General features: G+C 57.7%; 1 protein-coding gene. It reads right to left on the reverse strand.

Annotated elements, in window-relative coordinates; translation table 11 throughout:
• Window positions 1–468: aminotransferase class III-fold pyridoxal phosphate-dependent enzyme (locus ADK28_RS02840; protein ID WP_048794821.1), on the reverse strand; the 468-nt coding region annotated here is incomplete at its 3' end.
• Between the last annotated feature and the right edge of the window lie 109 nt (window positions 469–577).

Raw genomic sequence — 577 nt, forward strand, 5'->3', positions numbered from 1 at the left:
CAGTTTGTAAGGCGCCACTTTGCCGGTCAGCGCCATGGTCATATAGGTGCGGCCGTGGAAGCCGCCGCCGAAGGTGATCAAGCCCGGACGGCCGGTGTAAGCGCGGGCAATCTTCACCGCGTTTTCCACCGCTTCCGCGCCGGTGGTGAAGAAAGCGGTTTTACACGGACCGGCGATCGGCGCGCGCTGGTTGATGCGCTCCGCCAACGAGACATAGCTTTCGTAAGGAACGATCTGATAGGCGGTGTGGGTGAAGGCCTGCAGCTGCTTTTCAATTGCGGCGATCACTTTTGGGTGGCGATGGCCGGTGTTCAGCACGGCGATCCCCGAGGCGAAGTCGATCACTTCCTTACCTTCCACATCCCACAGCGTGGCGTTCTCTGCGCGCTCGGCGTAAAAACCACACATCACGCCCACTCCGCGCGGGGTGGCGTCCTGACGGCGTTGGTTCAATTCTGCGTTTTTCATGCTGTTCTCTCCGGTCGGTGCCAGTTACACGTTTCGTTCACATTCGTGAAACAATGACGTTTATTTACACAGGATGTGGCCCTATAATCGAGTGCCAGTTACGAATAAA

Origin of the sequence: Serratia sp. 506_PEND (genome assembly GCF_001076875.1) — a bacterium.
Taxonomy (GTDB): Bacteria; Pseudomonadota; Gammaproteobacteria; order Enterobacterales; family Enterobacteriaceae; genus Serratia; species Serratia marcescens.